32 protein-coding genes and 3 riboswitches are annotated in these 25199 nt (G+C 40.2%); of the genes, 8 read left to right on the top strand and 24 right to left on the bottom strand.

Annotated elements, in window-relative coordinates; genetic code table 11:
• Nucleotides 1-52: 52 nt before the first annotated feature.
• The 3 genes from P9989_RS14900 to P9989_RS14910 are packed head-to-tail and all read right to left on the bottom strand — an operon-like array spanning nucleotide 53 to nucleotide 2599.
• Nucleotides 53-886, bottom strand: coding sequence for a MetQ/NlpA family ABC transporter substrate-binding protein (locus tag P9989_RS14900; RefSeq protein WP_283075657.1), 834 nt, complete (start codon nucleotides 884-886; stop codon nucleotides 53-55).
• Nucleotides 887-912: 26 nt separating this feature from the next.
• Nucleotides 913-1581, bottom strand: a complete 669-nt coding sequence (locus P9989_RS14905; RefSeq protein WP_283075658.1) for a methionine ABC transporter permease — start codon at nucleotides 1579-1581, stop codon at nucleotides 913-915.
• Nucleotides 1574-2599 (bottom strand): methionine ABC transporter ATP-binding protein, encoded by a 1026-nt coding sequence (locus P9989_RS14910; protein ID WP_283075659.1) that lies wholly within the window; start codon nucleotides 2597-2599, stop codon nucleotides 1574-1576. Before P9989_RS14910 ends, P9989_RS14905 begins: the two co-directional genes overlap by 8 nt.
• Before the next feature lie 168 nt (nucleotides 2600-2767).
• Nucleotides 2768-2879: riboswitch (SAM riboswitch) on the bottom strand.
• 134 nt (nucleotides 2880-3013) lie between these two features.
• A riboswitch (SAM riboswitch) is annotated at nucleotides 3014-3117 on the bottom strand.
• A 79-nt stretch (nucleotides 3118-3196) separates the two neighbouring features.
• Here P9989_RS14910 and P9989_RS14915 point away from each other — a divergent pair.
• Nucleotides 3197-3613: a TlpA family protein disulfide reductase gene (locus P9989_RS14915; RefSeq protein WP_283075660.1), complete on the top strand. Its 417-nt coding sequence runs from the start codon at nucleotides 3197-3199 to the stop codon at nucleotides 3611-3613.
• Here P9989_RS14915 and P9989_RS14920 read toward each other — a convergent pair.
• The 9 genes from P9989_RS14920 to P9989_RS14960 form a co-directional block, all read right to left on the bottom strand.
• The gene (locus tag P9989_RS14920; protein WP_283075661.1) at nucleotides 3610-3930 is read right to left on the bottom strand and encodes a hypothetical protein; all 321 of its coding nucleotides are present in this window, start codon (nucleotides 3928-3930) and stop codon (nucleotides 3610-3612) included. The genes P9989_RS14915 and P9989_RS14920 overlap by 4 nt on opposite strands.
• Before the next feature lie 101 nt (nucleotides 3931-4031).
• Nucleotides 4032-4346, bottom strand: a complete 315-nt coding sequence (locus P9989_RS14925; RefSeq protein WP_283075662.1) for a thioredoxin family protein — start codon at nucleotides 4344-4346, stop codon at nucleotides 4032-4034.
• A 10-nt stretch (nucleotides 4347-4356) separates the two neighbouring features.
• Nucleotides 4357-4704, bottom strand: coding sequence for a toprim domain-containing protein (locus tag P9989_RS14930; protein ID WP_283075663.1), 348 nt, complete (start codon nucleotides 4702-4704; stop codon nucleotides 4357-4359).
• A 131-nt stretch (nucleotides 4705-4835) separates the two neighbouring features.
• Nucleotides 4836-5219: a glycine cleavage system protein GcvH gene (gene gcvH, locus P9989_RS14935; RefSeq protein WP_283075664.1), complete on the bottom strand. Its 384-nt coding sequence runs from the start codon at nucleotides 5217-5219 to the stop codon at nucleotides 4836-4838.
• Nucleotides 5220-5302: 83 nt separating this feature from the next.
• Entirely contained in the window at nucleotides 5303-5659 is a 357-nt protein-coding gene (locus P9989_RS14940) for an arsenate reductase family protein (protein ID WP_283075665.1), read from the bottom strand.
• Nucleotides 5660-5816: 157 nt separating this feature from the next.
• A complete protein-coding gene (locus P9989_RS14945) occupies nucleotides 5817-7598 on the bottom strand; it encodes an acyl-CoA dehydrogenase FadE (RefSeq protein WP_283075666.1) in 1782 nt (593 codons plus the stop codon).
• 14 nt (nucleotides 7599-7612) lie between these two features.
• Nucleotides 7613-8788, bottom strand: coding sequence for an acetyl-CoA C-acetyltransferase (locus P9989_RS14950; protein WP_283075667.1), 1176 nt, complete (start codon nucleotides 8786-8788; stop codon nucleotides 7613-7615).
• Nucleotides 8789-8803: 15 nt separating this feature from the next.
• Entirely contained in the window at nucleotides 8804-11203 is a 2400-nt protein-coding gene (locus P9989_RS14955; RefSeq protein ID WP_283075668.1) for a 3-hydroxyacyl-CoA dehydrogenase/enoyl-CoA hydratase family protein, read from the bottom strand.
• A 243-nt stretch (nucleotides 11204-11446) separates the two neighbouring features.
• Nucleotides 11447-12364, bottom strand: coding sequence for a proline dehydrogenase family protein (locus tag P9989_RS14960; protein WP_283075669.1), 918 nt, complete (start codon nucleotides 12362-12364; stop codon nucleotides 11447-11449).
• A gap of 235 nt (nucleotides 12365-12599) precedes the next feature.
• Here P9989_RS14960 and P9989_RS14965 point away from each other — a divergent pair, with 235 nt between their 5' ends.
• Nucleotides 12600-12857 (top strand): hypothetical protein, encoded by a 258-nt coding sequence (locus P9989_RS14965; RefSeq protein WP_283078943.1) that lies wholly within the window; start codon nucleotides 12600-12602, stop codon nucleotides 12855-12857.
• 12 nt (nucleotides 12858-12869) lie between these two features.
• The gene (locus P9989_RS14970; protein WP_283075670.1) at nucleotides 12870-13208 is read left to right on the top strand and encodes a spore coat protein; all 339 of its coding nucleotides are present in this window, start codon (nucleotides 12870-12872) and stop codon (nucleotides 13206-13208) included.
• Between the two features lie 52 nt (nucleotides 13209-13260).
• Here P9989_RS14970 and P9989_RS14975 read toward each other — a convergent pair whose 3' ends face one another.
• On the bottom strand, nucleotides 13261-13467 hold the full coding sequence (locus P9989_RS14975; protein WP_283075671.1) for a copper ion binding protein: 207 nt from the start codon (nucleotides 13465-13467) through the stop codon (nucleotides 13261-13263).
• Between the two features lie 143 nt (nucleotides 13468-13610).
• On the opposite strand from P9989_RS14975, the gene crcB (P9989_RS14980) reads away from it, so the two are divergent.
• Together crcB (P9989_RS14980) and crcB (P9989_RS14985) are read left to right on the top strand one after the other, a co-directional pair.
• Nucleotides 13611-13979: a fluoride efflux transporter CrcB gene (gene crcB / locus P9989_RS14980; RefSeq protein ID WP_283075672.1), complete on the top strand. Its 369-nt coding sequence runs from the start codon at nucleotides 13611-13613 to the stop codon at nucleotides 13977-13979.
• Complete coding sequence (gene crcB, locus P9989_RS14985) at nucleotides 13976-14326, top strand: fluoride efflux transporter CrcB (RefSeq protein WP_283075673.1); 351 nt, start codon at nucleotides 13976-13978, stop codon at nucleotides 14324-14326. Before crcB (P9989_RS14980) ends, crcB (P9989_RS14985) begins: the two co-directional genes overlap by 4 nt.
• A 42-nt stretch (nucleotides 14327-14368) precedes the next feature.
• On the opposite strand, the gene P9989_RS14990 is transcribed toward crcB (P9989_RS14985), so the two are convergent.
• The 3 genes from P9989_RS14990 to P9989_RS15000 all read right to left on the bottom strand — a co-directional run bounded on the left by P9989_RS14990 (nucleotide 14369) and on the right by P9989_RS15000 (nucleotide 16705).
• Nucleotides 14369-15175, bottom strand: coding sequence for a VLRF1 family aeRF1-type release factor (locus tag P9989_RS14990; protein ID WP_283075674.1), 807 nt, complete (start codon nucleotides 15173-15175; stop codon nucleotides 14369-14371).
• Between the two features lie 243 nt (nucleotides 15176-15418).
• Entirely contained in the window at nucleotides 15419-16318 is a 900-nt protein-coding gene (locus P9989_RS14995; RefSeq protein WP_283075675.1) for a glycine betaine ABC transporter substrate-binding protein, read from the bottom strand.
• 198 nt (nucleotides 16319-16516) lie between these two features.
• Complete coding sequence (locus P9989_RS15000; RefSeq protein WP_283075676.1) at nucleotides 16517-16705, bottom strand: YfhD family protein; 189 nt, start codon at nucleotides 16703-16705, stop codon at nucleotides 16517-16519.
• A 77-nt stretch (nucleotides 16706-16782) separates the two neighbouring features.
• Nucleotides 16783-16883, top strand: a riboswitch (guanidine-I (ykkC/yxkD leader).
• Between the two features lie 49 nt (nucleotides 16884-16932).
• Here P9989_RS15000 and P9989_RS15005 point away from each other — a divergent pair.
• The gene (locus P9989_RS15005; RefSeq protein ID WP_283075677.1) at nucleotides 16933-17277 is read left to right on the top strand and encodes a DMT family transporter; all 345 of its coding nucleotides are present in this window, start codon (nucleotides 16933-16935) and stop codon (nucleotides 17275-17277) included.
• Nucleotides 17274-17588, top strand: a complete 315-nt coding sequence (locus tag P9989_RS15010) for a DMT family transporter (RefSeq protein WP_283075678.1) — start codon at nucleotides 17274-17276, stop codon at nucleotides 17586-17588. Before P9989_RS15005 ends, P9989_RS15010 begins: the two co-directional genes overlap by 4 nt.
• Before the next feature lie 44 nt (nucleotides 17589-17632).
• Here P9989_RS15010 and P9989_RS15015 read toward each other — a convergent pair whose 3' ends face one another.
• Both P9989_RS15015 and P9989_RS15020 read right to left on the bottom strand, forming a co-directional pair.
• Entirely contained in the window at nucleotides 17633-18247 is a 615-nt protein-coding gene (locus P9989_RS15015) for a PH domain-containing protein (RefSeq protein ID WP_283075679.1), read from the bottom strand.
• Between the two features lie 149 nt (nucleotides 18248-18396).
• Nucleotides 18397-19572 carry an MFS transporter gene (locus P9989_RS15020; RefSeq protein ID WP_283075680.1) on the bottom strand — a complete coding sequence of 392 codons (1176 nt, stop codon included), beginning with the start codon at nucleotides 19570-19572 and terminating at the stop codon, nucleotides 18397-18399.
• A gap of 145 nt (nucleotides 19573-19717) precedes the next feature.
• Between P9989_RS15020 and P9989_RS15025 the strand changes: the two genes are divergently transcribed.
• The gene (locus P9989_RS15025) at nucleotides 19718-20476 is read left to right on the top strand and encodes a TrmB family transcriptional regulator (RefSeq protein WP_283075681.1); all 759 of its coding nucleotides are present in this window, start codon (nucleotides 19718-19720) and stop codon (nucleotides 20474-20476) included.
• A gap of 110 nt (nucleotides 20477-20586) precedes the next feature.
• Here P9989_RS15025 and P9989_RS15030 read toward each other — a convergent pair whose 3' ends face one another.
• The 6 genes from P9989_RS15030 to P9989_RS15055 all read right to left on the bottom strand — a co-directional run bounded on the left by P9989_RS15030 (nucleotide 20587) and on the right by P9989_RS15055 (nucleotide 25148).
• Nucleotides 20587-21183: a serine/threonine-protein kinase gene (locus tag P9989_RS15030; RefSeq protein WP_283075682.1), complete on the bottom strand. Its 597-nt coding sequence runs from the start codon at nucleotides 21181-21183 to the stop codon at nucleotides 20587-20589.
• A gap of 135 nt (nucleotides 21184-21318) precedes the next feature.
• Complete coding sequence (locus P9989_RS15035) at nucleotides 21319-21843, bottom strand: PepSY domain-containing protein (protein ID WP_283075683.1); 525 nt, start codon at nucleotides 21841-21843, stop codon at nucleotides 21319-21321.
• A 167-nt stretch (nucleotides 21844-22010) separates the two neighbouring features.
• Nucleotides 22011-22724: a PepSY domain-containing protein gene (locus P9989_RS15040; protein ID WP_283075684.1), complete on the bottom strand. Its 714-nt coding sequence runs from the start codon at nucleotides 22722-22724 to the stop codon at nucleotides 22011-22013.
• A gap of 52 nt (nucleotides 22725-22776) precedes the next feature.
• Nucleotides 22777-24126: a sensor histidine kinase gene (locus P9989_RS15045; protein ID WP_283075685.1), complete on the bottom strand. Its 1350-nt coding sequence runs from the start codon at nucleotides 24124-24126 to the stop codon at nucleotides 22777-22779.
• Nucleotides 24123-24818: a response regulator transcription factor gene (locus P9989_RS15050; protein ID WP_283075686.1), complete on the bottom strand. Its 696-nt coding sequence runs from the start codon at nucleotides 24816-24818 to the stop codon at nucleotides 24123-24125. Before P9989_RS15050 ends, P9989_RS15045 begins: the two co-directional genes overlap by 4 nt.
• A gap of 108 nt (nucleotides 24819-24926) precedes the next feature.
• Complete coding sequence (locus P9989_RS15055; protein WP_283075687.1) at nucleotides 24927-25148, bottom strand: YozQ family protein; 222 nt, start codon at nucleotides 25146-25148, stop codon at nucleotides 24927-24929.
• Between the last annotated feature and the right edge of the window lie 51 nt (nucleotides 25149-25199).

Here is a 25199-nt window from a genome sequence, read left to right on the forward strand (position 1 = left end):
CGTGACTTCGGTTAGTTTTAACGAAGTCACGTATTGTATGCGTTACATTATTTTACTTTCCATCAACTGGAACAACAGCGCCATCATATTCCTCTTTAATAAAAGTTTGGATTTCTTCTGAGTGAAGAACATCAACTAGTGTTTGAAGTGCTTTGGAATCCTTATCCTCACTTTGTGCTGCTACAACGTTTACATAAGGTGATTCAGAGTCTTCCAGGATTAATGCATCTTCACTTGGGTTCAAACCTGCCTGAATAGCGTAATTGGTGTTAATAGCTACTAATGCACCTTCTTCACGTTTGTACGTTTTAGGAAGAATAGCGGCATCGACACCTGTATCAAATTTTAGGTTTTTAGGATTTTCCACAATATCGTCAACGGTTGCATTTACTTTATCCACGCCTTCATCCAGTTTAATCAGGCCTTCTCTTTCAAGAAGCGATAGAATACGTCCGTGATCAGCAACTGACCGGCTCATAATCACCGTTGTTCCTTCTTCGATTTCATCAATACTGGAAATGTCCTTGGAATAAATACCCATTGGCTCAATATGAATCCCGCCAAGGTTTGCAAAATCGTATCCGTGTTCAGCTTCCTGCGCCTTTAAGTAAGGGATATGCTGGAAGTAATTCGCATCAATTCTACCTTCAGCTAAATCTTTGTTAGGTAAAATGTAGTCCTGATATTCCTCTATTTTAAGAGTAATTCCTTTTTCTTCAAGAATCGGCTTCGCTTGTTGAAGAATTTCAGCGTGCGGCACACTGGTTGCTCCAACTTTTATTTCCGTTTTCCCTTCTTCTGAGGAACTTTTTTCCCCTGAAGAGCCACATGCTGAGAGTACTAAGATAAATAATAGAGCAAGAACACTAATCGAAAATTTTTTCATTTTTTCCATCCCCTTTTATATAAAGTTTATCTTTTATCCAATTTGCGGGAAATCATATCCCCAATGAATTGGAAAACAAATACGATCACAACAATTAATAAAGTACACACAAGAACTACACCAAAATCACTGCGCTGAAAACCGTAAAAGTAAGCAAAGTCCCCAAGTCCACCAGCACCAATTACACCTGCTACTGCCGTGTAACCAATCAAAGCAATGGCTGTTACTGTAATACCTGATATGAGGGCCGGCATCGATTCTGGCAGTAGGACTTTGAAAACGATTGTGGAATATTTTGCTCCCATTGATTTAGCAGCTTCAATTACTCCTTTATCTATTTCTTTCAGTGCAATTTCCACCAATCTGGCATAGAAGGGAGCTCCCCCAATAATGAGGGCCGGCAGAGCCGCTTTCGGACCGCGAATCGTCCCCATTAAAAAATCGGTAAACGGAAATAATAGCAAAATTAAAATAATGAAAGGGATTGCTCGAAATACGTTAACTAATGAAGCCGTGACCCAGTTCAATGGTTTGTTTTGCCATAGTCCCCCCGGTCCTGACAAGTATAAAAGTAACCCAAGTAGCAATCCTAGTATGAATGTTCCTGCCACCGAAATGCTCGTCATAAATAGAGTTTCTTTTGTTGCTGTAATCATCTCCTGCATTTCTACATTCGCGAACATTCCTTTATTCATCTGGGTTCACCTCCACTTGCACAGAAGTGGTTTGTATATAAGTGATCGCTCTGTCTATTTCCTCTTTATCGCCAACAAATTGAACAAACAACGTTCCATAAGCCCCTTTTTGAGTTTGCGTAATTTTCCCATGAAGAATATTTACATCAATCGTAAACGCTCTGGAGAGTTCACTAATAAGAGCCTGGTTCGTACTCTCACCAATAAAGTGAAGTTTTACGATCTCACCGGATTTGTACGTTTCATTTATGAGTCCCAACGAATGTTCGCGATCAGGATCACCCATTACCTGGTCTACAAACCGTCTCGTAACTTTTTGCTTCGGATATAAAAACACATCCAGCACGTTACCTGACTCCACAATTCTTCCTTCTTCCATTACGGCGACACGATGGCAAATCTTCCGAATCACATGCATTTCATGTGTGATCAATACAATCGTTAGCCCCAGTTTTCGGTTAATGTCTACTAACAAATCCAATATAGAGTCTGTTGTTTCTGGATCAAGTGCTGAAGTTGCTTCATCGCACAGAAGTACTTTTGGATTGTTAGCCAAGGCTCTGGCAATTCCAACCCTTTGCTTTTGACCACCGCTTAGCTGTGAAGGATAAGACTCCCCCCTGCCAGAAAGCCCTACCAAATCAATCAATTCATTGACGCGTTTCTTACGCTCTTCTTTTTTTACACCCGCGATTTCCAACGGAAAAGATATGTTATCGTAAACTGTTCTTGACCAAAGCAGATTGAAATGTTGAAAAATCATTCCTATTTCCTGTCTGGCCACTCGCAGCTTGCTTTTATTAAGTTGAGTGACATTTTCGTTATCAATGGTTACACTTCCATCACTTGGCTCCTCAAGCCGGTTTAGAAGTCTGATAAACGTACTTTTACCTGCACCACTGTAACCAATGACTCCATATATTTCACCTTTTTCAATATCCAGGTCCAGTTTATCAACTGCACGGACATTTTGATCTTTCGTATAAAAAACCTTTGATAATTCCTTAATCGAAATCAACGCTGTTCCTCCTAAAAACTAGCGACAATTCCCTGTGACCGAACATTATACTGATTGACTCAGTAAACGGGCAACCTTCTAAAGGGAAAAGCGCTAAATCCATGTGATAATAAAAAACGCCTTTCTGTTTGAGAACAGAAAGGCGTTTACACGTCTTAATCATCTGTTCTCTCATCTGCCAAAGCCTAAAGCTTTGCAGGAATTGGCACCTTTTCAAGTTAATAAACTTGACGGTTGCCGGGCATCAACGGGCCAGTCCCTCCGCCTCTCTTGATAAGAGATACATATATTCATATTGTTGAATTAAGTTTTCTGAATGATACAAACAGGATTTTAGCACCACTACTTTGAACTGTCAACAAAAATCGACATCAAAAAATCCCTTCCTTTTAGAAGAGACGGGTTTTCATTCTCTTCTCATCTTTCAAAGCTCTGCTTTGCTGGAATTAGCACCGTGTTGTTAGTAAACCGGTTGCCGGGCGTCAATGGGCCAGTCCCTCTGCCTCTCTTGATAAGTGAAGATGTCGATATTTATGTAAGGAATATGTTAGCATGGGGTTGCATTCGCGTCAATAAAAAAGTTTGGAGGAACCAACAATGACCACCGCAATCGACTTTGAATTACCATTTATTAACTCTCGTGAAACATACCGATTAGCTGACGATCTCGGGAAAGTAATCATGCTCACCTTTTGGGCTTCATGGTGCCCTGATTGTGGAGTGGATTTACCGAAGAAGGAGCAGCTTTTCCGGTCCCTGGACAAAGAAAAAGTAAAGATGCTTACAGTAAATGTTAAGGGGCGGGAAAGAAATAACAATGATGGTAGAATATTTACGGAGAAATTTCTCACCCAGCCAACTTTGGAGGACAACGAAATGGAAGTGTATAATCAATATAATTGCGAAGGTGTACCTACTACCATCCTTATTAACAAAGATGGATATGTGACTCATAAATTTGGTGATAAAACCTCTTTTCTTTCCATTGTAGAAGCGGTTGGAACACTAATTTAATGGGAGAGCATTAACAACGACTCTACTAAAAGCACATCACGATAATCTCCGTCTATTTTAACGATAGACTTCGGGAGAGAAGTAAGTTTAAGGTTTCCCCCTAACAACTGATGAAACACTTTATAAGTAGAGGAAATCTGTAAAGCATCCGTGACACCCTTTTCACGGGTTAGTCTCATTCCATCTTGTGAAATAAAAATCTTAATATCGTAACTATTTGCTTGAACGGTTAAAAGTATTGTTCTCTTTTTCCACCTTGGAAGTAGATCTGACCTGCCATTAACTCGATTGATCCATTCTTCCACTAACTCAACCAAACTAATCCCCCCTTATAACTTCACAATAAAATTTCGTGATTTAGAGGGGAGATCCCTGCTTAATTCCCACAGAATCGTTCGTCATTTCCCGGGAAATCAAGCTACTTTTTTACATATTGCGATATTCTCTCTAACATATGCGGGACAGAGCGGAAGGCATATACTTTTTCCACCAGTCCACCCTCCTTCGTAATCAGCATACACGGAACACTTTCTATTCTATATTCTTGCATTAGCCTGGGGTGTAATGAAGCATTCAACTCATAAAATAACCCTGATTGATAAACTTCTTCTATGGTGATTAACATTTTTCTGGCAATGTGACATGTTCCACAAAAGGGAGTGTGAATAAAAGTAAGCGCGATATGCTTGCCATTAAGGTGATTAGCTGCATTTGATTCGTCTAATGTAAGCAAATTGCTCCTCCTAGATTAAATACATCGGTTTCACTTGAAAATGTTTGCTTAACAGTGCACGAGCAAGTTCAGGCTCTGGAGTAGCTGCCACTTCTCTAAATGCTTTATCAATATAAATATGAACAGCATGAGGGAGTTCTTCAGTGAGCTGCTTTCGAAGCTTATAACCAGAATCATCTTCATCTACCAGGATAAAAACCGGCCTATGATCAAGGTTGTTATCGAGGATTAACTCCTCCATTCTCTCAACTCCCAGTGTGCCATGGGTACATACGATGTCCACGGACTCCTTCAAAACTTTGTTCAGCTTCTTCTTATCTGTAATCCCTTCAACAATTACAATTCTGTCTTCATTCAACCCTATCACCCACTATATAGAAACAGACCATGCCGTGTAAGCATGGTCTGCACATGATTTATATCCGCCTGTGATCATGCAGGCAAAGACCATTCTTGTAACCTTGCCTGTACTTTTATAAGAAACGATTATTAGTCTTCGTCAATCATTTCTTCATACTGCTCTGCAGACATTAATTGTTCCATTTCGGAAGAATCACTTGGCTCAACGATAACCATCCATGCCTTTTCATATGGAGATTCATTAACAAATTCAGGGCTGTCCTCAAGCTCTTCGTTAATTTCAACTACTTTTCCACTGAGTGGAGCATATAATTCAGAAACCGTTTTAACAGATTCCACACTACCAAATGGCTCGTCTGCTTCGACTTCTTCTCCAACTTCCGGAAGCTCAACAAACACAATATCCCCAAGTTCGGATTGCGCGAAATCAGTTATTCCAATACGTACTTTACTTCCTTCTTCTTTCACCCATTCATGCTCTTCAGAATAACGTAAATCTTTAGGTAAACTCATACCTATCCCTCCAAATTATAAATAGTATAATCAACAAATATAAACATAAAAGCTTTGAGCTTTTATTTCCAGCCTTCTGCTCACTAGATCCAGATCTCAGTGAACTGTTCTTCTTTAAATCCGATTGTGACTTTCGTTCCGTCTGTTACAATCGGCCGTTTAATTAACATCCCATCAGAAGCCAGATATTCGATCATCTCTTTTTCTGTTGCATCCTTCAACTTTTCTTTCATATTATGTTCACGATACTTCTTTCCACTCGTGTTAAAAAATTTTCGAGCAGGGAGATCGCTATGATGAATCAGTTGCTGGAGCTCGTCTTCAGTAGGTGTCTGCTCAACGATATGTATTGTTTCATAATCTAACCCATTATCGTCCAACCACTTTTTAGCTTTCTTGCAAGTACCACAATTAGGGTACCAGTAGAAGGTTAATGACATTCGCTTCCCTCCCTTACTGACGGTTGATTCCTATTTTACCATACTGACACGAAAAATATCATTCGTTAGTTTAGATTGGCTCCAAGAAATCTGTTACGATACTTAATTAAAACGAAGCCCCTGCTGAGAAATAATCCATAGCCGGGGCTCCTTTAGTTTAAACCGTGTACTTTTGCTCTTTAATTAACGTCTGGGCAATCTCTCGTTTTCTTGCAATCACATTTGAAGGTGTATGGCGAGTCAGTTTTCGTAAAGCCCCCAGCATCATCCGGAGAGAGTCGCCAGATTCTGCTGCTAGCAATGTTTCTTTCGCATGAGCTTCAATACGATTGAAAGCTTCCTGTACATATACTTGAGTATAAAGAAGCTTTTGTATGTTTTTCTCTTCCCCTTGCTTTTGAATTGCCTTATCTGTTCGTAAAATAGCCGATTCCATGTTGTAGATTTCTCCTGTAATATCCGCAATGTTCACCAGGATTTCCTGCTCATTTTCCAGTTTCTCGCCATATTTCTGTGCAGCAAGTCCCGCAGCTAAGAGAGCTATCTTTTTAGCATTCTTCAAGAGATATTTTTCTTGTTCTAACGCTTCATCTCCTGGTTCTTCAGGCATCATTGTCATGATCTCTTCCTGAAGAGCCTGAGCTTTTTGCAGGAGTGGCAGTTCACCTTTTAACGCTTTCTTGAGCAGAGTTCCTGGTACAATCATGCGGTTTATTTCATTTGTACCCTCAAAAATTCGATTAATTCGAGAATCTCGATACATGCGTTCTACTTCATATTCTTGCATAAATCCATAACCGCCGTGAATTTGCACAGCCTCGTCTGCGGCGAAATCCAGCAGTTCGGTTGCAAATACTTTATTCAAAGAGCACTCAATCGCGTATTCTGCGATTACTTTAGCCACTGCTGCCCCATCTTTTAGTTGATCATCAGTTAGTTTACCCATGCTTTGCTCGAACAGGCCAACCGTACGATAGACAGAGCTTTCATTTGCATACGTATTAGCTGCAACAGATGCAATCTTTTCCTGAATAAGCGGAAAGCCAGAGATTGGCGTTTTAAACTGTTTCCGTTCATTCGCATATTTAACGGACAATTCAATTCCGCGTTTCGCACCTCCAACACCGCCGATTGCCAGCTTATAACGTCCAACATTAAGAATGTTAAAGGCTATAATATGTCCTTTCCCAATCTCTCCAAGTACATTCTCAACAGGTACCTCAACATCTTCAAGCACTAAGGTACGTGTAGACGAACTCTTTATTCCCATTTTCTTTTCTTCGGGTCCAGTAGAAACACCTTGAAAGTCGCGTTCCACGATAAAAGCGGTGAACTTTTCACCATCAATTTTAGCGTAAACGATGAACAAATCAGCGAAAGCTGAATTTGTGATCCACTGCTTCTCCCCATTAAGAATATAGTGGGTGCCAGCTTCGTTAAGCTTAGCTGCTGTCTTTGCCCCTAGAGCATCTGACCCCGAACCCGGTTCTGTTAAAGCATAGGCTGCTAGTTTTTCACCCGTAGCTAACAGAGGCAGATACTTTTGTTTCTGCTGCTCATTTCCGAAAAACACAATAGGAAGTGAACCGATCCCAACATGAGCCCCGTGAGTAACAGAAAAGCCGCCGGCCCGAGAGAATTTTTCAGTAATTAATGATGAACTAATCTTATCAAGCTGGAGGCCGCCATATTCTTCTGGTACATCAGCACCTAACAACCCAAGTTCCCCTGCCTTTTTCAGTAGTGCCACGGAGTGTTCAAATTCATGGTTCTCCAGGTTATCAATTTTCGGAACCACTTCCCCTAGAACAAAATCTTCAGTTGTTTTTGCAATCATATGATGTTCTTCAGTAAAGTCTTCTGGAGTGATAACATCTTCTGCCGTTAAGTCTTCTACTAAAAAACCGCCGCCTTTGATCATTTCTTTCGTTTCGCTCATCACTGTTCCTCCTCTTAAATTAACTCAAAAACACCAGCGGCTCCCATTCCGCCACCAATACACATCGTCACCACACCAAACTGTTCATTTCTCCGTTTCATTTCATGAATTAAACTTAATGTCAGCTTCGTTCCCGTACAGCCAAGTGGGTGACCCAAAGCAATCGCCCCGCCATTTACATTTACTTTGTTAACATCTAAGCCAAGTTTACGAATCACTTGCAGGGATTGAGAAGCAAAAGCTTCATTTAATTCAAAGAGGCCGATGTCCTGGAGTTCAAGTCCTGCGAGCTTCAGTGCCTTTGGAACCGCCTCAATCGGACCAACCCCCATAATTTCCGGTTCTACCCCTGCTACGGCAAATGACCGAAATTTCACCAATGGGGTCATCCCTTCAGCTTGTGCTTTATCACGATCCATTACGAGTACCGAGGCGGCACCATCACTCATTTGCGAAGAATTTCCAGCCGTCACTGTTCCTGTAACGGAGAAGGCTGGTTTTAATTTAGCTAGCACCTCTGCCGTGGTACCTTCCCGTACACCTTCATCCATAGAAAAGGTAATTTTCTCTTCTTCTAATCGATTTTCGTTGTTTAATGTACGATGGGTTACTTCAACAGGAACAATTTCATCTTTGAACCTTTCTTCTTTAATGGCTCTGGCAGCCCTCTCATGACTTTGGACAGCAAACGCGTCCTGATCCTCTCTGGAAATGTCGAATCGGTTCGCTACCTCCTCAGCAGTATGCCCCATGGACATGTAATATTCCGATGCCTGTTCTACAAGCTGTACATTCGGTTTAATAACGTGGCCGCCCATCGGAATTAAACTCATGGACTCTGCCCCTCCTGCGAGAGCTGTTTCACTATGTCCAAGCATAATCTTTTCAGCTGCATAGGCGATGCTTTGCAATCCAGAAGAACAATAGCGGTTAATCGTTATAGCTGGAACTTGATGAGGCAGTCCTGCTAGACCTGCTATGTTCCTTGCCATATTCATACCTTGTTCAGCTTCCGGCATAGCACAGCCTATAATGAGATCATCAATCGCCCCGTCATAACCTCCTGCTCTTTTCAACGTTTCTTTTATTGTTAAGGCGGCAAGATCATCTGGACGTGTATGTGCAAGTGATCCTTTTTTCGCGCGCCCTACAGGTGTTCTCGACCCTGATACTATTACTGCTTCCTTCACAGTCCTTCCCCCCTTCTAATTACGCAGCGGCTTGCCTTTCAATAACATGTGCTGCATCCTGGCCTGAGTCTTCGCTTCCCCTATTAAACTTAAAAATGCTTCTTTCTCTAAATCCAGTAAGTATTGTTCGTCAACTAATGTTCCTTCCTTTACACGCCCTCCTGCCAGCACGTAAGCTAATTTCTCAGCGATCTTCAGATCATGGTCACTTGCGTATCCGCTAAGTGCAAGCGACTTTGCTCCAAGCAGCATCGTGGCATAACCTTGTTCTCCAACCACTGGCACTTTTGTCCGTTTCGGTGCCTGATAACCTGAATCAGCCAACCCAATTACCTTCTGTTTGGCATCATGGAGCAGATGGTCGCCGTTGACACTAATTGCATCGCTCTGATCTAAAAAGCCATTCTCTCTTGCTTCTTCTGCTGAGGTCGATACTTTAGCCATGGCTATCTTTTCAAAAACCGTATTAGCAACCTTTTGCAAATCAGCATCTACACCTTGTGGGATATTGCGTAAATGTTTAAGATAAAGCTCTTTATTTCCTCCCCCACCAGGAATGAGACCCACTCCGGCTTCAACCAATCCCATATACGTTTCACTTGAAGCCTGGATCGCAGAGGCTGGCAAACAAACTTCCGCTCCTCCACCCAGCGCCATGCCAAATGGGGCAGAAACAACCGGCTTATCTGAATACTTTATCTTCATCATGGCATCCTGGAATTGCTTCACAACTAATTCAATTTCAAAGAAGTTAAAGTCCTGTGCTTCCATTAACATCATTCCGAGGTTTGCCCCGACACAGAAATTCTTGCCCTGGTTGCCAATTACCAGTCCTTTATAGTTTCTATCTATTTCATCAATCGCATAGTTAATCATTTGAATAATATCCAGCCCAATGGCATTACTTTGTGAATGAAATTCCAGCCCCAGCACTTCATCTCCAAGATCAATTAAGCTTGCGCCTGCATTTTTCTTGATCACTTCATTTGTTTCTTTAAGGCGCTTAAGGTTTATATGTTTCGTGTTGTAGTGCTGTTGTTCATAGGAACCTCGGTCATAGTAGTAAACATTTCCGTTTTTTTGTTTATAGAACTGTTCATGACCCTCATTCACCATCTGCTCAATCCAATTTGGTATTGTTTCTCCCTCTGCCTTCATTCTTTCGACAGATTCCTTAACACCGATTGCATCCCACAATTCAAATGGACCTAACTCCCAGCCAAATCCCCAGCGCATCGCTTCGTCTATAGAAGGGACATCATCAGCAATCTCGCCATATAACTCTGCAGAATAAAGCAATACCGGCTTCATAATCGACCAAATGAGATCACCTGCACGGTCCCCTTTAGCAGATACGAGGCCTTTAATCTTCCTCTTCACACCTTTTTCCTGCTTTGCCATTTCAGTAGCTTTTGTTTTAAGTTTCTGTCTTGGTTCATAGTCAAGCGTTTCAGGATTTAATTGAAGAATTTCACTTCCTCTTTCCCCACGTTTCTTAAGGAAGAACCCTTGCCCGCTTTTCGCTCCAAACCAGCCTTTTTCATGCATTGTTTTCATAAAATCAGGAACTGTAAACATTTCTTTTTCTTTTCCATTCACCTGTTCGTAGACATTATTTGCCACGTGAATAAATGTATCTACCCCAACTACATCAAGGGTCCTAAATGTAGCACTTTTCGGTCTGCCAATTAGGGGTCCTGTGACCGAGTCTACTTCTCCTATGCTATAATTTCCTTTTATCATTTCCTGCACGGTTACAAGCAGCCCATAAGTACCGATTCGGTTAGCGATAAAGTTTGGTGTATCTTTTGCCTCCACTACACCTTTCCCCAGGACATCCTCACCGAATTTCTTCATAAAAGAAAGAACAGCCGGGTCCGTGTTTTTAGTAGGAATCACTTCTAAAAGTTTTAAATAACGTGGCGGGTTGAAAAAGTGCGTACCTAGAAAGTGTTTTTGGAAATCTTCACTACAATCCTCTGCCATTGCTTCCACTGATATTCCCGAAGTATTTGAGCTGACTATGCTGCCTTGTTTTCGATATTTATCGACGTCAGCGAGTACTTTTTTCTTAATATCAAGGTTTTCTACCACAACTTCAATCACCCAGTCAGCCTCTTGAAGTCTCTGTATGTCATCCGTCATATTACCAACCTCAATCAGATCAAGACTGGCTTCGCTTGTAATTGGGGATGGTTTCTGCTTCTTCAATGCTTTTTTGCTGGCTGAGGAAAGCCGGTTTCTTACAGAACGATCCTTTAAGGACTTTCCTTGTTTTTTTTCAGCTTGATTTATTTCCCGAGGTACAATATCCAAGAGCAATGTTGGAATCCCCACATTAGCCAGATGTGCAGCAATTCCGGCTCCCATCACCCCAGATCCTAAAACCGCCGCGCGTTTAATTTTGCGACTCATATGTCTCCCCCTATCTATTTTTGAATGAATACTCATTCATTTTTTGGTTAAAAAAATATCCTGATATTTTAAATAGCTAATTTCACTATAAAATATATTCTGACATTTCGCAATCTTTTTGTAGATATTTTTGGTAAAAACAAGCTAAATTTCTGAACCCACAGGCAATTTCCAATTTAAACACAGTTATTAGAAGAAAGAAAAGTATGCATCTACATTATTAAATACTTTTTTCATATGAAGCTATTTCCCTACAACACCTTTTAGAACAAATGCCACATTTGCCGGACGCTCAGCTAAACGGCGCATAAAGTATCCATACCAATCGTTCCCGAAAGGTACATATACACGCATTTTATATCCCTCACTCTCTAGTTCTTCCTGTCTCTCCTTTCGAATTCCATAAAGCATTTGAAATTCAAATTGATCTTTCGGAATATTATGTTTTTCAACAATTTGTTGAGTGTATTCAATTATTGCATCATCATGGGTGGCTACTGCTGTATAATTTCCATTTAATAAGTGTATTTTGATAATTTTCTTATAATTTTCATCAACGTCTTTCTTATCTGGGAAAGCCACTTTAGGTGATTCTTTATAAGCCCCTTTAACGAGGCGAAGATTAGGGTTATAGTGATCCAGGTCTTCAATATCTTCCACTGTACGATATAGGTAAGCCTGCAACACTGTTCCTATGTGTTCGAACTCAGATCGTAATTCTTTAAATATATCGAGAGTCTTCTGACATCTTCCATGATCCTCCATATCAATGGTGACAAACACGTCTTTCTCTTCTGCAACTCTGAGGATCCGTCTCATGTTTTCCATAACAATCTCTTCAGAAATATCCAGCCCCATTGAGGTTAATTTTAAGGAAAGCTGAGAATCCAATCCGTTATCTGCAATCGCTTTGATCGCTTCTATACACCCATTAGCTGCTTCTTTAGCCTCGTTTTCAGTGTCGATGAATTCACCTAGGTGGTCAATGGTTACAGCCAACCCCTTATTGTTCAATTGTTGAATGGTCCTTACAGCGTTAGGAATGGTCTCCCCCGCAACGAACCGTCCAGCCCCAAAACGTAAACCATATCGCTTAGCCAGTCTTGTAAAAAAACGATTTTTAGACAAAAACAAAAAGAAATTACGAAGAAGTTGTTCCAACTAAAAAACCCCCTGCAACCATAGTCCAATCAAAGAGTTATGTCTTTAGTCAAACCGTAAGATTAAAGTATGACGACATTTTTGTAAACGCTATCACAATCATATCTTATCACTTTTTTTAAAAAATGGGTATTAATTCGCCCAAAAATTCGACAGTAAATTAATAAACTTATCTCATATTAATTATGCTTAAAGATCATACTAAAATGAATGATCTTAAGGAGAGTGAACGATGATGCAGCAAAACCAATTTGGACAATTTAAAGGATCGCAGCCGATGGCACAAGTGCCGCCTATTGTGAGTACGAAGGACCAGCTTTACATTTCAGATATGCTGTCATGGAATTTAAATGCATGTAAAAAAGCACATTTTTTCGCACAAAACTGCCAGACACCTGAATTACAACAAGCCTTAGAACAAGCTGGTCAAATGCACCAACGCCATTACGACCGTCTTCTCAACCACTTAAATAATCAGAACAAACCGAATTAAGGAGGAGCTTTGATGAGTCAAAATCAACCGTCTAATAAAATTCAAAACCCTGAAACATCTGTCCCTAAAACCCCGCAAATGAACGAGCGTGACTTTATTAATGATCAATTGACAACCGAGAAGTATATGACAGGCTCCTATTCAATCGCCCTGAATGAAGCCAGCAACGAAACACTGTACCAGGATCTATCTACCATTTTTAAAGAGACTCAGGATTGTCAGCGAAACTTGTACAATCTTATGTTCAAAAACGGCTGGTATGCTGTTGAACAGGCAGAGCAAACAAAAGTCCAACAATCCTATCAACAATTTAACGGATACAAAACACAGTTTCCATACAGTGTTCAATAAGAACAAAAGCCTGGCTCCATATAATCGGGCGCCAGGCTTTATCATGTTGCCGTCAACCCACCGGCTCATAGCCCTGGGCCTCAATAGCTTTTTTCATCAAATCTTTGCTTACATAAGATTCATCGTATGCAATGTCTACTTTTCCACTATTCACATCAACTTCCACAGCATGTACCCCTTCCAGCTTCGTTAATACATCCTTAACGGTTTTCTCACAGTGACTGCATGTCATACCATTCACTTCTAATGTTAATTGCATTGTTGTCTACACCTTTCCTTTCAGATTATTATTTATAAAGCGTATCTTTCAAGATTATATAAAGTATGTTCCACATAAAGTCTGCTCCCTAAACTCTTTATTCAACACGTGATATAATAGCTGAGATGCAAGGAGATGATTCATTGAGAAAATATATCTACATAGGAATCGCTCTAGGTGGCGGGGCAGGATCTACTATACGTTATTGGCTCTCCGAAGTATTTAATCAAAACGGATTATTACCCTATGGCACATTACTGGTAAATTTGGCTGGCTGCTTCTTGCTTAGTTTTTTCTTTAGTAAATTTATTAATTCTACTTGGTCTCCCTCTGTCAAAATCGGCCTCACTACTGGATTTATCGGGTCACTAACCACCTTTTCTACTTTTACTATAGAAAGTATAGAGTTGTTACAGGATAGTCTTTATTTAGGTAGTTTTTATCTCTTATTCTCCCTCCTTGGCGGTTTTATAATGACGTGGTCTGGATTAAAGATAGGTGATTTAACGTGATCTCTTCCATTATTGTATTTATGGGTGGCATGCTGGGAGCGATTCTTCGATATGAACTAAGTCGATGGCTTAATAAAGATGGAAGGATTCCGTGGGGGACAGCACTCGCAAATATATCCGGAGGATTGCTGCTAGGTTATTTGATTGGAGTACAGGGGTCACTTAACCTCCCTGACTGGGCCTGGCTGCTAATAACGGTAGGCTTTTGCGGTGGATACACAACCTTTTCTACGTTTAGTTATGAAGTAATGACCTTGATGAAAAAAAGAGCTTATATAGCTGCTTTTATATATGGGATGGGATCCACATTATTAACGATATTGGGGGCAGCACTGCTGCTTTATTGAACGAAAAGAAAAAGCCCCACGCACTGTGGGGCCGATTAAAAATTAACTGACGACTTCCTTTAGAACATGCATCTCTTCATGATCCAGAAGGTTCTTGTTAACCACTTTGTGAATTTCTTTATTCATATTTTCCTTGAGGTCTTTCGTTTCTTCCTTATCCCCTACTAAATAAATACGTTCCCATCCATGTTGTTTGGCTTGCTTGTCAATTGTAGGGGCAACACTTTTATACCAGCGATAACGATTAGCTTCAAATCGTTCCTGAAACTCATCTTGTTTCGAGCTTTTTGCCCCGCCAGATCTCATAGAGGCATCCGCATGATGGGGACCTTGATGCTGTCGCCAGTCTTCTGTATCTAAATCCAGTTCAAGCAGTTGGGTATCATGCAATAACCCAAGCTCTGCATCAATTAATTTAATTTGATTTTTTTGCGTTAAGACTACACCTGTCTTAGGAAAAGTTTCCTGCATTTCTTTTAATTGATGCAGTACGGGAGATTCTTCCCAATAAAATTTACTAGTGACGGGCATCTGCAGCCTTTCAGCAAACCAGACCGAGTCATCCGCTGTGACAAAAAGCACTACACTTTTAGCAAAATGTTGTTCATTTTCCTGAATATAATTATTTACTTTCTCTTTAACCGTTTCAAAATTTCGTTTTTCCTCGGAGTCCCCTTCTTCCTGAAGGTACGATTCAAAATTATTCAGCCCATTTTTCAAATGGATACGCCATTCTCCGCCTTGTTGATCAGGATCAGAAGGGTCGGTATTCAAATACATCGTAAAAACTCGATGAGGCTTCTCCAAATGTACATGTTCTAACTTTTTAATTTGATCGTTCAGGTTCATAAAGTTCATCGACTCCTTTTATTATAGAATCCGTTCTACAGAAACTATTTCCGTTTAAGAATTCGGTTAAACTTTGATTCTACACGAATTACCTTCCTATTCCCCTTTTAAAGTTCTGCATGCGATTCCATCATCACTTTTAAAGATTGGTTTCGCTTCCTCTTCCATAAAAATATCATCCCTTTTGATTAATATTCAAAAAAACAACCTGCTGTTGTAACAGCAGGTTGTTTCTTCGTCTTATTATTTTGTCCACTCAGCAATCAGATCCTGATGATTGTCGATCCATTTTTGGGCGCCTTCCTCAGGAGATTCTGCCTCATTCAACGCACCCATTAAGCTGCCTAGCTGCTGATCGTTTAACATAAAGTTATCGAACCATTTCACAACTTCTGGCTGGTCTTCCTCAAGCCCAAGTCTTGCCGCGTAGGAAATGTCTTCGGAATCTCCATAAACATTTTTTGGATCTTTGAGAAATTTAAGATCCAATTCCGCAAACGCCCAATGCGGTTTCCAAAGGGTCACTGCGATCGGTTCTTTTTCCTTCATTGAGTTTTTCAATTCCGCCATCATGGTTGGACCAGAAGATGAAGCTAGAGAATAGCTATCTAGATTATACTCTTTTAATGCCTCTTTAGTTAGTGACATAATACTAGCTCCAGCATCGATACCCACAATTCTTTGCTCAGGGAATTTATCTGACTGCTTTTTAAGATCTTTTATTGTATTTACATCTTTCATATAGGAAGGTACAACAATCCCAAGTTTGGTTCCCTCATACCATGTATCTCGCCAATCAATTTCCTCTTTATATTTTTCATAAAAAGCCTTATCCGTATGTGGCAGCCAGATTTCCATTCCGATGTCTAAATCACCGCTTGCTAAGGCTTCATACAAAAAACCTTTTTGTACTTGTTTCAGCTCCACATTATAACCTTTGTTTTCCAGGATGATTTTCCACATATTTGATACTGCGACATTTTCAGCCCAGTTATTCATCCCGATACTTATCGTACCTTTGTCGCCTGACTCCTCTCCTTCACTGTCACCGTTTGCGGAATCCGAACTTGATTCCCCACAGGCAGCAAGGATCAGGAGTGCACTTAGGCAAACAACAGGTAACCATTTACGTAAACTGCTCATAGTTTGTTTCCTCCTTTATTATTTAAATAACTATAGAAAATCCGACAAATTCAACACAATTTTGTATTTTACCATAAAATAAATTAAGTTCAAACATTTTATTCTGTACAAAAAAATAATAGTAAATGGCATGGAAAAAAACACCACCTCAGGTCATCCATATTATGGATGACCTGAGGTGGTGGATAATGGAGTAATTTACTTTTTGTGTCTGTTGTGAACTCTTTGATCTGCTTCTCGACTTCTTTCTAACGCTTCAAAATCTTCATGATCGGCAATTTCTTCGGAAAATTCTATATCACGCCCAGGATGTTTCTGAGCATCCGGTGTCTGTGGTAATTTGTGTTTTTTCTTTCCTTTGCCGCTGTTATGTTCATCTCTGCCCATTGAGATCCCTCCTTCACTATTGTTGGTCCTATTATTTGCCCCAAAAACGTTTCTATTCTATACTTACTGTAATTGAACCAGCTGTTTTCTAGGGTTCCGCAATTGTAACGATTGGACTGGACCGAGAGAAAACACACGACCTTTAGTCGTGATACGGAGGGACAAAAGCCCGGGAGATATCTCATTTGTGAGGTATCTCCCCTTTTCATGGTCAAGGAGGGAATTGAATGAATAAAGAATGGTTTAAATTAGTTATTGCGGCTTTCTTCGAAGTCGGCTGGGTTATTGGCCTTAAACATGCGGAAAGTGTATTAGCTTGGTCAGGAACAGCCGTAGCCATTTACGTTAGTTTTTATCTGCTTATTGCCTCAGGAAAGAAACTTCCAGTCGGCACTTCTTATGCCGTGTTTACCGGGTTAGGCACGGCGGGGACGGTATTGGCAGAAATTTTCTGGTTTGGAGTACCTTTTCAATGGATAAAAGTCCTGCTTATCTTATTTTTGCTTAGTGGAAGTGCAGGATTAAAACTCTTAACTGATTCACAAAAGAAAGAGGAGAGTGAAACCATATGAGCTGGGTTGTTTTAATTGCAGCTGGACTATTCGAAATGTTTGGCGTGACGATGATAAACAAATACCAGAAATCACGATCTGTCTTATCACTTACCGCAATGATTGCGGGGTTTGTGCTCAGTTTTATCTGTTTATCGATAGCTATGAAGGAATTACCAATGGGGACAGCCTATGCTGTATGGACCGGGACAGGAGCGGCTGGAGGGGCTATTCTTGGTATGATCTTTTTTGATGAGCCCAGGGATTGGAAACGACTTCTTTGTATAGGTATTATCATCGCAGCTGCTGTAGGTTTAAAATTAATCAGTTAAACTAAAACCCGCCCTTTGCTTATATACGAAGGACGGGTTTTTAATTAATTATGGATGAACAAGTCAAATACATATCCAAAGTCTTTGATATGATACTTTTTCTTTGTTTCCAATAGCCAATCAAATGTAGCTTCATTTATATCCTTAAATTCAGCTGACACGCTTGTCTCCTGGCTTCGGCTATTTTGAAGCGTAGCTGAGGCTGTTTGTAAGCTTTGTTTCGCATACCCTGTCATAAGATCGTTCTCATAGTTAATTTCAGCAATTTTAAGCAATGATTTATAGAGGTCTTTGAGATCTTCGATAAACTTCTTGTGTACATCAATATCAAAATGAGTATTACCTAATTGAAATTTGATCTCTACATCTAAATCAATCGTACCTGCTGTTTCCAACTCAACGTTTGTGAACTGATTCGTGCTGTAGGCATACCTGCGAAGAGTACGCTGTTTGCTTGCTGCGCTAGTTCCGTCTACATGAATCAACGCTTTATTAGTAAAACAGTACTCATCAGATTTTGATTTGATCAAGAAATAAATTTTCTCATCGTCTTCGTGCATCACATAATCATCAGCATCTACTTTATCATAGTCCTCTGGTTTGATGACGCTGCCAATATCGCTTAAACCTAAAGCATCTGTAGCCATCTTTTTAAACATCTCAAACATCTCCCTTTTAACTAAAGCTCGCACCCATTCTATCATGAAACCAAGTAAAATTGGTTAACTCCAATAAAATAATCCAAAAAATCCCACCTCAGGTCATCCATTTTATGGATGACCTGAGGTGGAATGTACTGGAATATCATTTATGAGCTATGGATGGTTTTATTTGCTGCTGCAACATTGTTGTTTCTGGTAATGGAAAAATAGGCTGTACCTAAAGCTATCAGAACAAATATCCCTCCAACCGATGCGTTGTGTACAACTGACGACTGCTCGATTACCAATGCTCCAACCGTAGAACCCAACGCGATCCCGAAATGAAGCGCGGAGTTATTTAAACTTTGCTGAATTTCTGATGTTTCCGGTGCAGAGTTAATCAAATAACTTTGCTGGGCAGGGGTAATAGCCCAGCTAAGCATACTCCACACCACCATAACGACTAAAAATAACGGCAGGGAAAAGGTGACAAACGGGATCATAAAAATAGCAATCGCAAAGACAACAATAATTCCGACAATGCTACGCTCCGCTCCCCATTTATCAGAGATAACACCGCCGACACCCCCACCTAATACTGCTGCAATACCAAAGATTAAATATACAATGCTTACCCAGGACGCGTTCAAGCCCATTGTTGACTTCAGAAACGGAGTCAAATAAGCATATAACGTTAAATGTCCTGATAAATAAAAAAATGAGGTCATCTGTGCACTAAAAATTTTGTGATTCTTTAACGTACGAATTTGTTCTTTCAATGGAATGACTGGCTTTGGTTCAATTTTATCAAGAAAAACAGCTACTCCAATCATCGATAGCAAGGTTAGAACCGCGATGAATAAAAACGGCGCACGCCAGCCAAAGGCATTGCCGAGTGTCAAACCAATGGGAACTCCCAAAACTAGTGACGCACTTACTCCCATAAAAATGGTCCCAATCGCACGAGCCCGATATTCTTTTTGGACGATAGAGGAAGCTAGCGTTACCCCTAAAACGACGAGCAATGAACCACTTGCTGCCGACACCACTCTTGCGATCATAATGACTGTGTAATTTGGACTCCAAAACGCAAGCAAATTTCCCAGGAAAAAAATCGACAGGCAAACAAGTGTTAACTTCTTACGTTCAAACTTAGCTGTTGCCGTTAACAAAATGGGAGAAGAAATGGCAAAAACAAGCGAAAAAATAGTAATCAGTAGTCCAGCTTGTCCTAAAGTTACATTCAAATCCTTTGCTATTAAATCCAGTGTTCCTCCGATTATTAACTCGACTGTCCCTACAACAAAAGAAACAACCGCCAACATATATACCTTTTTATTCATAATCTCATGTCCCTCTCTATATTGGTTACCACTAAGATGGTAACCAATTACCTTAGAAAAAACAAGGGGAATCGTTATACATTTTACGAATTGATTAAAAATGTGTATCCTTTAAACACTAAAGTTTATTTGATGAGGTGTATATATGCTGCAGAAGTTCGGATTTACACAATATGAAAGCCAAGTATTTGAGGTGTTGACTGCAAGCAGCGAACCGCTTGATACTAGTTCAATTGTAAAATATTCACACGTCCCCAAGTCAAAAGTTTATGAAGTTCTAAATCGGTTAGTCGAAAAAGGTTTATTATTGACCTCTTTTCAGGAAAGAAAAAAATTATATACGGCACTTCCATTAGACACGACGATCGACAAACTAACCCGTGAATTTCAGGAGAATGTCAAGGCGCTGAAACACCGTGAATATACCCTAACACCGAGCGATGACCGGGTGTGGACAATCCAGGATCATCCAGCCATCACTTCGCTGACCACGGGCCTTATTAGCCGTGCCGAACAATCGATTTATTTATCCGGTTGGAGTGATGATATCCAGCCGCTCCTCTCGGAATTAGAACGTTTAAATGATCAGCATATTAAAATTGAAGTTCTATCAGTAGGAGAAGTGAACACATTCCTGAGTGATATCCATATCCTTGTTCCAATGGAGAAGCATGAAGCGTTAGAAAGACATAAGCTGATCATCATTGATGAAAAAGAAATTCTATTTGCCGGATTAGAACAAGATACCTGGCAAGGAATCAAAACCATGTCTAAACCGCTCGTTAAGTTTTTCACTGAATTCTTCTTTCACGACGTAGCCCTCACGGAAATCACTAAAAAGTATGAAAACACCCTTATGAAAGATGAGAAAATCAAAAACATCTTAATGAAACTAAGATACTAAATAACCCCTTTATTTACCACCTCAGGTCATCCAGATATTGGATGACCTGAGGTGGTAAAATTATTACATTAAATCGCAATAAAAAAGCCGCGATGAACACTTCATCGCGACTAAAATGGTAACAGCTTTCTTCTATATAATCTAATGATCATCTCAATAAAGAACGGTGAGAATCGTTTTGGAAAAAACCGTTTCTGGTAATATGAATAATAGGCTTTTTTCAGATCTGGCCAATGCGGGCATTCCTTCTCTTGAGTAAACCTGACCACATCAATAACTTTTATCCGCTGATCATTTGTCAACATGATATTTCGTAAGTGAATATCAGAAGGATTGAGTCCTTTACTGCGGGCGAAATCAAGCGCTTCATCAACCATAGCTACCATATTAGGAGTAATGGGAATACCGCTCACTAAACAATCATAAAAAGTGATGCCATCTAAATACTCAAGAACTAAGTACCCTTCTCCCACTTCGATCAGTTCTGGAAAATAATCATAGTTGGAAAGCTGCTCATAAATTTCACCTTCCTTTTCAGCAAGTACTTGCTGTTCGGAGTAAAAAACTTTAACAGCCTTCATTGTTCCTTTTATTCGGAATACGGCCGCACTTCTTCCCTGACCTATTAGCTGGAGCTCATCAGGTATTTTTATGACTTGCTCTCCGTCAATTTGAACGGTACTGACCAATTCTTTGACCGTTTTCATATCTATCCCCTCATTAGCATTCCTCTAATATCTGTCTCCTTTATTATAGCAAACCTTTAAAAATTATTATTACAATATGTTTTAAGATTTAAATTATGTAACCGAAAAAGCTGCCAAGAAGGCAGCTTTTTCAAATCAATCATCTTGATCTTGTTCATATTCAATCACTTCACCGGATTGTCCATGGACCTTCACTTCGTATTCAGCGTCCCCATCCTTAAATTCAAAGGAATAATGGCCATCATCTAATTCAGCTTCAAGTAATTTGCCTTTAGCCTCTTTCTTAGCAATAGCTGTTGCTTCATCCATGGACAACTTAACATTTGTATTAGTCTCATTATCCGAATCGTCACCAGCATCTTGCTCATCATCACGATCGACTTCAATGATTTCACCATTTTTCGCATCCACATCTACATCTGTTTCTACACCATTTTCCTCTTTAACTTGAATATCATACAAGAGTTGGCCGTCATCGGTTTCCTTTTCAACTTTTTCGACTGTACCCTTAATCTCTTTCTCAACGATTTCCTTCGCTTCGTCTGTAGTAATTGAAGTTTTTTGATTAGATGTATCTGCCCCTGTCGCAGCAGTTACTCCAATAGCGCCACCTAATACTACAACTCCAGCCATACCGACAATCATTAATTTTCGCTTCATTACATAATTCCTCCTTTATTTAAGTTCTACTCTTAATATAATCAAGAAAAATGAGAGACCCCCTAGAATGAAATGAGAAATTCATGAGAAATGCAAATTGTTTTTTGGAACAACATTCTAAACTAGAAATCAGGTCAACTTTTGTCAAAAAACACTGGCTTCGCTCTCTAATCGTCCCAGCTTAATTTGATCTCCCCTGTAATCGCATTAATTTGCACCGTAGCTTCCGCCTCGTCACCACGCTCAATATCAATCAAGTAATAAAACTGACCATCCTCTTCCTCATACTCCATATCTTCAACGGTTCCTGAAACTTGTTGCAAAGCAAGTTTCTGCGCTTGTTCCTCCGTTATCGGAGGGTTAGTTCCTTGCAGTGGCTGCTCCTGTTTTTGATTAGCGTATTGATTTTCCTCTGTAACCATCTGTTCTTTAATTACTTCACCTGTTTCAGAAATCGTCAGTTTCATTTTTTTATGTTCTAGCTTGACCTCCACCTCATACCGTGACTGTTCCTTTTCTTTCCGCTCCGTAAAGGAGGTGATTTCACCATTGTATCTTTGTTCGATTTGTTTTCTGATTTTAGCCTCGATCGATTCTGACTGGTTGGTTGTCAAGCGTTCCATATGATTGATCTCACTTGTCTTTTTATCTATTCGGATTTCATATTGCCCTGTTTTTCGTTCCAAAGTGAAAATAAATTCTTCGCTCGTCTGGTCCACTTCAACAACCTTTCCTTCATACTGACTTCCGACCTGGTCCTTTGCCTCACCGACAGACAAAGCTTCAGCAGACGTGAGGCTCTCGAGAATCTGCCACACCAGCAAGGTAAAGAGGGTAAGTATCCCTAGAGAGAGCAGGATCCTCGTTATCTTCTTTTTCACTGTTATGCCTCCCATCCGTTTTACTTTTACCATACAAAATTAAAATGAGAAATCACTGAGAAAGAGGCAGTTTTATCGTCGCTTTCGTCCCTGCTTTTTCTTCACTGTGCAGATGTAGTTCCGCATCCATCACCTGCGCCAAATCTCTAGCCAGGGCTAATCCCAACCCAAAGCCTCCAGATTTTCTAGTTCGAGCTTTATCCACCCGATAAAAACGGTCAAACACTCTTACTAAATCATCTTTGCTAATGCCGATTCCGTAATCGGTAATGTGGATATAAGCTTGATCTTTCTCCCTATACGCTTCTACTTGAACCTCTTCCTCACTGTACTTTCTTGCATTGTCCATGAAAATATAGAGAAGCTGCTTCAATTTCTGTGCATCCGCTAACACAATCAAATCTTCCTCAACGAATACCTCTACCCTTCGTTTATAAGCTTTTTCAAAAGCTCGTACACTTTCTTGTAAAAATGCTCCAAGTTCAATATCCGTTATGTCTGCATTCCAGTACTCATCATGTTTTGCTAATACCAGAAGTTGTTGTGTTAAATCTTTCATCCGTACCGCTTCAGAATGAATGGCTTCAATCGATTCATCAAAAAGCTCTGCATCCTGTCTGCCTCGCCGTTTCAGCAAACTCGAATACGATTCAATAACCGTTAATGGAGTCTTTAATTCATGGGAGGCATTTGATACAAACTGCTCCTGTTTTTCATAATTGGACTGTAGAAGGTTTATCATTTCATTAAATGTTTCCCCCATTACATACAGTTCATCACTTGATTTCTCTGGAAGGTCAAGCTGTTTAAATCGTCCACTTTCACGTATTTCCTGCATCGTGTTCGTCATCGATGTGATCGGTCGCGTAATCAAATTACTTAAAAACCTTGCGGATATAAATAGTGGAATGATCGCAACCAGAGTGACTATGATGAGAACAATTTGTAGTACTTGTAAATTCCGTTCTGTAGTTTTCAGGCTCTCAACAACCTGCAAGGCAGCCACCTCTCCAGTTGACCAAATAATGGGCACCGAAACCATGGCGTGCTTAGTCTCTTTATAATCAATAACCTTGGACACTTCTTCGGGGTAAAATGGTATAGAGCCTTCTCGTAGGCTGCTATAGCCTGGGGACGCCGACCCTGGCCCTACATCATCCTTCATAACGATTTGCACAATTCCATTTACAGGTACATAAGCGCGTAAAAGCTTAGAAACTGGCAAGCTCGGTTGATTACTATTCAGAGCTGCTACAATCTGCTCAGCTTCGGTCTCTGTCTGTTCTAATTCACTTGAATACATGATTCGGCTAAAAGAAAAATAAACCGCTACATTAATCAGAACGAGTAGGACCACAAACAGTACCGTCGTGTACAAATGAATTCTATTTCTTAACTTCATCGCGGTCCCTTTAGCACGTAGCCGACCCCACGAACTGTTTGAATTAATGCAGGATCATAAGGTTTATCCATCTTATTTCGTATGTAACGAATATACACGTCAACTACATTCGTATCTCCATAATAATCATAGCCCCAAACCGCATCTAAAATTTGCTCCCGATTCAGCACCTGACGTTTATTTTTCATTAAATAAGCAAGCAAATCAAACTCCCTTGGTGTGAATTCGATGAGATCACTTTTTCTGAAGACTTCATGTGTTTGCTCATTAAGACGTAGATCCGCCACCTCTATCCAAGCCGCTGACTCATCATCCGCAGAGTTGGAATGATTTCTTAAGGCAGCACGAACTCTTGCCAGCAGTTCCTCTATTTGAAAAGGTTTCGTTATATAATCATTTGCCCCTAAATCGAGTCCTGATACTTTATCCTCAACAGAATCCTTCGCCGTTAACATGATGACAGCCATATGCTGATCATTAGAACGAATCCTTCTTAATAACTCTATTCCACTTATTCCAGGCAGCATGATGTCAAGCAGCAGCAGATCCCATTGCTCTTCATGGTATCTTTGCAACCCTCCCATTCCATCAAAAGCTTTCCCCACTTCATATCCTTCATATGTTAATTCAAGCTCCAGAACCCGGGCAATTTTCTCTTCATCTTCAATAATCAATATCCTGGATTTTTCCAAGTTCATCCTCCTCATTCACCCTCGTAATTACCGCCATTTTAGCACACTTCCAGTCAATATTTTGTAAAATTAAAAAGCTCACCTTCATTTAAAGGTGAGCTTTAGGTACTATTTTTCCTTGTTAGAAAGGTGCTTTCCTTTATGGCTGACTAACCGCCCGTCTTGGTCAACTTGATCAACCTGAGCATCGTACGTGCCTTCTGTTAACGTATCAGATGCTTGTTCATGAGTAGTAGCTAACCCCTGAGATATATCATCCCTGCGCTCATAATCGGCTGATTCATACCGACGGTCACCAATCGTTTCGTACTTCTTGTTTTGTTTACTCATCACATAACCTCCTCGACCACAGTCCTAGCATTCGCAAAATGCTTAAGAATA

Origin of the sequence: Halobacillus naozhouensis (genome assembly GCF_029714185.1) — a bacterium.
In the GTDB taxonomy this organism is placed as follows: domain Bacteria; phylum Bacillota; class Bacilli; order Bacillales; family Halobacillaceae; genus Halobacillus_A; species Halobacillus_A naozhouensis.